Here is a 6,000-nt window from a genome sequence, read left to right as displayed (position 1 = left end):
GTAGTGTTTCGGTGGTTTTAGCGTCAGGGAAACGCCCGGTCCCATTCCGAACCCGGAAGCTAAGCCTGACAGCGCCGATGGTACTGCAACCGAAGGGTTGTGGGAGAGTAGGACACCGCCGAACTTAACGATGGGAAAGGCCCCGGTCGAGAACTTCACGGTTCTCCCGGGGCCTTTTCTCATGCCCAGGCACGCGAGCCGACCCTCCAGGCACGCGAGCCGACGGTCCAGGCACGCGAGCCGGCCCTTCAATCACGTGTGATGCCCTTCTAATCACAGGTGATGCCCCTCTGGTCACATGTGATGCCTGTGCAATCACGGGTGGTGCCCCGCGTTGCACCGGCCGGCCGTGCGGCAACGCGGCACTGGTGTGATTGGAGCCGGAACTCGCGTGATTGAAGCCGGGACTGGCGTGATTGAAGCCGGGACTGGCGTGATTGAAGGCGGATCTCGCGTGATTGGCCGGGCATCTCGTGTGATCAGAGGGGCATCACTCGTGATTGGAGAGGCATCACGTGTGATTGGCGGGGCATTACTTGGGGTGGGTCAGGTTGGGCGGCGTAGGAGGTATGTGTCCATGATCCAGCCGTGGCGCTCTCGGGCCTCCGCGCGTGTCTGGCGGATCTGCGAAGCGAGTGAAGCCGTGAGCGGGCCGGCGAGCAGGATCTCGTCGGGCGTGCCCACGTACGCGCCCCAGTAGATGTGCAGGCCCGAGTCGGTGAACTGGTCGAACGTCGTCGTGGCGTCCAGCAGGACGAAGACGTCGTCCACCCCGGACGGCCAGCCTGATGCCAGGCGGCGGCCCGTCGTCAGCTGTACCGCGCGGCCGATCTGGTTCATCGTCGTGCGGTGGCGGGCCACCAGCGCCGAGATGCTGCTGATCCCCGGGACGACCTCGTACTCGAACTCGACGTTGCCCCGCGCCAGCACCGCCTCGATCAGCGCGATCGTGCTGTCGTACAGCGACGGGTCGCCCCACACCAGGAACGCGCCCGTCGACGAAGGGCCGAGCTCCGTCAGCAGCAGCCGCTCGTACACCTCCGCGCGCGCCGCGTGCCAGTCGGCGACCGCGGCCCGGTAGTCCGCCGGCGTGCGGTCGCGGGGCGGGTCCTCCGCCAGGACGACCCGGTAGCCCTCCCGCGTCACGAAGCGGTCGAGGATCTCCTGCCGCAGCCGGACCAGGTCGGCCTTCTCCGAGCCCTTGTCCAGCACGAAGAAGACGTCGACGCGGTTGAGGCGGTCGATCGCCTGCACCGTGAGGTGCTCCGGGTCGCCGGCGCCGATCCCGATCGCGTAGAGCTTCCGCATACCGGGAGTCTGCCGGGGCCGGTGGAGAACCCCTACCCCCGATGGGTATAAAGGAGGCAGACGAAAGGAGCGCCTGATGACCGAGGCGAACTACACCGTCGAGGGCATGACCTGCGGGCACTGCGCCACGTCGGTCCGCGAAGAGGTCTCGGAACTCGACGGCGTCCGGAGCGTGGACGTCGACGTCGAGAGCGGCCGCGTCACGGTGACCAGTGACACCCCGCTCGCCGCCGACGCCGTGGCCGCGGCGGTCACCGAGGCCGGCTACCGCCTGGTCGCCTGAACCATGCCCACCGCGGAACGCGTCGAACTCGCCATCGGCGGCATGACGTGCGCGTCCTGCGCGGCTCGCGTCGAGCGCAAGCTCAACAAGGTCGACGGCGTGACCGCGACGGTCAACTACGCCACCGAGAAAGCGCAGGTCAGCTACCCGAGCGCGCTCTCGGTCGACGACCTCACGGCCGTCGTCGCGGCCGCCGGCTACTCCGCGAAGCTCCCCGAGCCCGAAGCGCCCGACGAGACACCCGCGCTGCGCAAGCGCTTGCTCCTCTCGGTGGTCCTGACCGTCCCGCTGGTCGTCCTCGCGATGGTCCCGGCCTGGCAGGCCGACCCGTGGCTCATGCTCGCCCTCGCCGCCCCGGTCGTGACCTGGGGCGCCTGGCCGTTCCACCGCGCCGCCGCCGTCAACCTGCGGCACGTCACCGCCACGATGGACACGCTGATCTCGCTCGGCGTCGTCGCTTCGGTGTCCTGGTCGCTGTACGCGATCCTGGCCGGGATGCCGGAGCACGGCCTGTACTTCGAGGTCGCCGCCGCGATCACCACGTTCATCCTGGCCGGCCGCTACTTCGAAGCCCGCTCGAAGCGCCGCGCCGGCGCCGCCCTCCGCGCGCTCATGGACCTCGGCGCGAAGGACGTCACGGTGCTGCGTGCCGGCGAGGAGCACCAGGCGCCCATCGAAGCCCTGCGGGTCGGCGACGTCTTCGTGGCGCGGCCGGGCGAGAAGATCGCCACCGACGGCGTGGTCACCGAAGGTGGCTCCGCGGTCGACACCAGCATGCTCACCGGTGAGTCCGTCCCGGTCGAGGTCGGCCCGGGCGACGCGGTCACCGGGGCCACGCTCAACGTCGGCGGCCGGCTGTTCGTGCGCGCCACCCGCGTCGGCGGAGACACCCGGCTGGCGCAGCTGGCCCGGCTCGTCGAAGCCGCGCAGAACGGCAAGGCCGAGGTCCAGCGGCTCGCCGACCGGGTCTCGGCGGTGTTCGTCCCGGCGGTCGTCTTCGCCGCGCTGGCCACACTGGTGGTCTGGCTCGCGACCGGGGGTGCGGCGGAAGCCGCGTTCACCGCCGCGGTCGCCGTGCTGATCATCGCCTGCCCGTGCGCGCTCGGCCTCGCGACGCCGACGGCACTGCTCGTCGGCACCGGCCGCGGCGCCCAGCTCGGCATCCTGATCAAGGGCCCCGAGGTGCTCGAGCACACCCGCCGCGTCGACACCGTAGTCCTGGACAAGACCGGCACCGTCACCACCGGCCGGATGACCCTCGTCGAGGGTGACGGCGAGGTGCTGCGGCTCGCGGGCGCCGTCGAGGCCGCGTCCGAGCACCCCATCGGCCGCGCCATCGCGGAGGCGGCGAAACAGCGGTTCGGGGCGCTCCCGGCGGTGACCGGGTTCCGCAACAGCCCGGGCGTCGGTGTGACCGGCGTCATCGACGGGCGGACCGTCAGCGTCGGGCGAGCCGGTGGCGCCGGAATCGCCGTCAGCTGGGACGGCGAGGTCCGCGGGACGCTGACCGTCGCCGACACGATCAAGCCGACGTCCGCGCGGGCCGTCGCCGAACTGCGGGCGCTCGGCCTGACGCCGGTGCTGCTGACCGGCGACAACGCGGACGCGGCCCGCAAGACCGCCGCCGAGGCCGGGATAGACGAGGTCGTCGCCGAGGTGCTGCCCGAGGGCAAGGTCGACGTCGTGAAGCGGCTGCAGGCGGAGGGGCGCGTGGTCGCCATGGTCGGCGACGGCGTCAACGACGCGGCCGCGCTCGCCCAGGCCGACCTGGGCCTGGCCATGGGCACCGGCGCCGACGCGGCGATCGAAGCGAGCGACCTGACGCTCGTGCGCGACGACCTGCGGGTCGCGGCCGACGCGATCCGGCTCGCCCGGCGGACGCTGAGCACCATCAAGGGGAACCTGTTCTGGGCGTTCGCCTACAACGTCGCGGCGTTGCCGCTGGCCGCGCTCGGCCTGCTCGACCCGATGATCGCGGCGGCGGCGATGGCGTGCTCGTCGGCGTTCGTGGTGAGCAACAGCCTCCGGCTGCGCCGCTTCCACTGAACCCCCGGAGGGTATACTCGGTGGTCAGGGACGGGCGACGACGGGGACAGGTGGGCGATGACGGGTTACGGCACTGAACGCGAGGCCTATCTCAAGCGGCTGCGCCGGATCGAGGGACAGATCCGCGGGCTGCAGCGCATGGTCGAGCAGGACAAGTACTGCATCGACATCCTGACCCAGGTCTCCGCGGCGACGAAGGCGCTCCAGTCGTTCTCGCTCGAGCTGCTCGACGAGCACCTGGCGACCTGCGTGGTCCAGGCCGCCGCGAACGGCGGGGAAGAGGCGGACCTGAAGGTGCGGGAAGCGTCGGACGCGATCGCGCGCTTGGTGCGGTCCTAGCGCACGAGCACCGCGAGCGTCAGGCCGCCCGCGTTGGTCGCGAAGTGCACGATCACCGACGCGAGCACGCCACGCCCCCGGTGCCGCCACCAGTGCAGGAAGATCCCGGCAACGCCCGCCGCGGCCATCGCCAGCACCTGCAGCACCACCACCGGGGTCGCGCCGAACACCGCGTGCACCGCCGCGTTGCGGCCGATCGCCAGCGCCGGGAGCGCGTGCCACAGCCCGAACAGCGCCGCCGAGCCGAGGATCGGGGGCCAGCGCCAGCGGTCGTCCGTCGCGCCCAGCAGGGCCGGGAGCACGCCGCGGAACGCGATCTCTTCGATCAGCACCGTGCCGAACAGGATGCGGCCGCACGTCAGCCACAGCAGCTGGCCCAGGTCCGGGTCGCCGACGCGACCGTCGGAGTACACCGTCCGCAGCGACGGCACCGCCAGCGCGATCCCGAACACCACCGCGATCAGCCCGGCGCCGGCCAGGCCGACCAGGGCCGGACGGCGGAAAGCGCGTAGTCCCAAATCCGTCCACGAGCAGCCGGCCGCGCGGGCCAGCGCGATCAACGCCAGTGCCGCCACCGCGCCGCACACCGGGTACGCCCAGCCGGGCAGCACGCGGTTGGCCAGCGTGGTCGACGCGGCCAGCGTGATCACCGCCGCGACCAGGGCGAACACCCGCGTCAAGGGATGCGGTCCCGTGAGTCGAGCGAGCCGCCCCCGCACGCGCTGAGCGCGCCCGCCACCAGCGCGATCTCGCGCCGGGTCGGCTCCCGCCGGGCGGCGTTCGGCGGGGTCGTCCTTGCTCTCACCTGGTGATCATGCGGGCTGCCCGGCCGCCGGGCAAGGGATCAGCCCACGGCGTCGGACAGGTCGTCGGCGGGGGAGCGCCGCTGGACCGGCACCCTTTTCGCCATCGGCAGGGTGGCTTCGGGGTCGAAGGGCGCCGGTTGCTCGTCGAGTGCGACGGCGGCGTCGGCCAGCAGGCCGCGGCAGCCGGTGAGGCTCGCGTGGAGCTGGTCGCGGACCTCGGTGAGGGCCGTGACCTCGGCTTCCGCGGCGCTGACCAGCTCTTCGGCGCGCTGGGTGGCTTCGGCGACGAGCCGGGTCGCCTCGGCTTCGGCGGTCGAGACGAGCTTCCCGGCCTTGCCCTCGGCCGTGCTGACCAGCCGTTTCGCCTTGTTGTCGGCGGCCGTGACCTGCGTTTCGGCTTTCGACTCCGCGGTCGTGACGAGCCGTTTCGCCTTGGTCTCGGCGGTGGAGACCAGCTTCTTGGCCTTGGCCTCGGCGGTGGCGACCTGCCGCTTGGCCTCCGCGTCGGCCGCGGCCAGCTGGGTCTCGGCCGCCGCCTTGGCCTCGGCGAGGCGTCGCTCCGCGGTCTCGATCAGCGCTTCGCCGCGCTGGGTCGCGTCCGCCACCAGCCTTTCGGCCTTCGCGCGGGCGGTCGTCTCCTGCTCGGCCAGCTCGCGCATCGCGTCGGCGCGGCGGATCGTCATCGCGTGCGCGTGGTCCTCTTCCAGCTGGGCCCGGCGGTGGGCCGCGGCCTCGTCGAGCTCGCGACGCTGCTGCTCGGCCGCGCGCAGGAGCTCCTCGTGCTCCGCCCGCTGCCGCTCGCGGTCGGCTTCCGCCGCGGCGACCAGCGCGCGTTCGGTCTCCGTGAGCCGGACGGCCTCGGCCGCCGCCTCCCGGCGGGTGCGCTCCGCGCTTTCCGTTGCCCGGGTGGTGATTTCGGTCGCTTCCTCGCGGGTGAGCTCGATCATCCGGCGCGAGCGCTCCTGCAGCGCGTCCGGCTCGATCGGGGTGCGGCTGATCCGGTCGATCTTCACGCGGAGCTCACGGTTCTGCTCGACGAGCGCGGCCCCGCGCTGCCGCGAGGCATCGCGTTCGGCGGTGAGTCTGCGGATTTCGGCCTCGGCCCACGCGACGTACTCCGCGACCTGCGCGCGGCGGAAACCGCGCCACGCCAGATCGAATCCGGGCTGCGTCCGCGCCACGTCCTCGCCACCGCCGGGGGCCATGCCTCACCTCCGA

At 72.2% G+C, this 6,000-nt stretch carries 7 protein-coding genes and 1 rRNA gene; 4 read left to right on the top strand and 4 right to left on the bottom strand.

The window, feature by feature from the left end:
- Positions 1 to 7 precede the first annotated feature (7 nt).
- Positions 8 to 124, top strand: a 5S ribosomal RNA gene (gene rrf / locus M8542_RS12125).
- Between the two features lie 422 nt (positions 125 to 546).
- On the opposite strand, the gene cobF is transcribed toward rrf, so the two are convergent.
- Entirely contained in the window at positions 547 to 1,308 is a 762-nt protein-coding gene (gene cobF, locus M8542_RS12120; RefSeq protein ID WP_257920175.1) for a precorrin-6A synthase (deacetylating), read from the bottom strand.
- Between the two features lie 76 nt (positions 1,309 to 1,384).
- Between cobF and M8542_RS12115 the strand changes: the two genes are divergently transcribed.
- The 3 genes from M8542_RS12115 to M8542_RS12105 are packed head-to-tail and all read left to right on the top strand — an operon-like array spanning position 1,385 to position 3,976.
- Positions 1,385 to 1,591: a heavy-metal-associated domain-containing protein gene (locus M8542_RS12115; RefSeq protein WP_257920174.1), complete on the top strand. Its 207-nt coding sequence runs from the start codon at positions 1,385 to 1,387 to the stop codon at positions 1,589 to 1,591.
- 3 nt (positions 1,592 to 1,594) lie between these two features.
- Positions 1,595 to 3,637 (top strand): heavy metal translocating P-type ATPase, encoded by a 2,043-nt coding sequence (locus M8542_RS12110; RefSeq protein WP_257920173.1) that lies wholly within the window; start codon positions 1,595 to 1,597, stop codon positions 3,635 to 3,637.
- Between the two features lie 57 nt (positions 3,638 to 3,694).
- Positions 3,695 to 3,976, top strand: coding sequence for a metal-sensitive transcriptional regulator (locus tag M8542_RS12105; RefSeq protein WP_257920172.1), 282 nt, complete (start codon positions 3,695 to 3,697; stop codon positions 3,974 to 3,976).
- On the opposite strand, the gene M8542_RS12100 is transcribed toward M8542_RS12105, so the two are convergent.
- From M8542_RS12100 to M8542_RS12090, 3 genes are read right to left on the bottom strand one after another with little or no spacing between them, the layout of a single operon-like run.
- Positions 3,973 to 4,656, bottom strand: a complete 684-nt coding sequence (locus M8542_RS12100; protein WP_257920171.1) for a CPBP family intramembrane glutamic endopeptidase — start codon at positions 4,654 to 4,656, stop codon at positions 3,973 to 3,975. The two genes, M8542_RS12105 and M8542_RS12100, sit on opposite strands and share 4 nt — an antisense overlap.
- Positions 4,653 to 4,781 carry a hypothetical protein gene (locus M8542_RS12095; RefSeq protein ID WP_257920170.1) on the bottom strand — a complete coding sequence of 43 codons (129 nt, stop codon included), beginning with the start codon at positions 4,779 to 4,781 and terminating at the stop codon, positions 4,653 to 4,655. Before M8542_RS12095 ends, M8542_RS12100 begins: the two co-directional genes overlap by 4 nt.
- 39 nt (positions 4,782 to 4,820) lie before the next feature.
- Positions 4,821 to 5,987: a coiled-coil domain-containing protein gene (locus M8542_RS12090; protein ID WP_257920169.1), complete on the bottom strand. Its 1,167-nt coding sequence runs from the start codon at positions 5,985 to 5,987 to the stop codon at positions 4,821 to 4,823.
- Between the last annotated feature and the right edge of the window lie 13 nt (positions 5,988 to 6,000).

Origin of the sequence: Amycolatopsis iheyensis, from assembly GCF_024703995.1 — a bacterium.
GTDB lineage: Bacteria > Actinomycetota > Actinomycetes > Mycobacteriales > Pseudonocardiaceae > Amycolatopsis > Amycolatopsis iheyensis.
The sequence above is the reverse complement of the archived record's forward strand: the minus strand, read 5'-3'. Positions and strand labels throughout refer to the sequence as shown.

What these genes read in the sequence shown, in the direction of transcription:
- M8542_RS12090 (WP_257920169.1), bottom strand. Translation starts at nt 5,987, where the DNA reads ATGGCCCCCGGCGGTGGCGAGGACGTGGCGCGGACGCAGCCCGGATTC.
- M8542_RS12105 (WP_257920172.1), top strand. Translation starts at nt 3,695, where the DNA reads ATGACGGGTTACGGCACTGAACGCGAGGCCTATCTCAAGCGGCTGCGC.
- M8542_RS12110 (WP_257920173.1), top strand. Translation starts at nt 1,595, where the DNA reads ATGCCCACCGCGGAACGCGTCGAACTCGCCATCGGCGGCATGACGTGC.
- cobF (WP_257920175.1), bottom strand. Translation starts at nt 1,308, where the DNA reads ATGCGGAAGCTCTACGCGATCGGGATCGGCGCCGGCGACCCGGAGCAC.
- M8542_RS12115 (WP_257920174.1), top strand. Translation starts at nt 1,385, where the DNA reads ATGACCGAGGCGAACTACACCGTCGAGGGCATGACCTGCGGGCACTGC.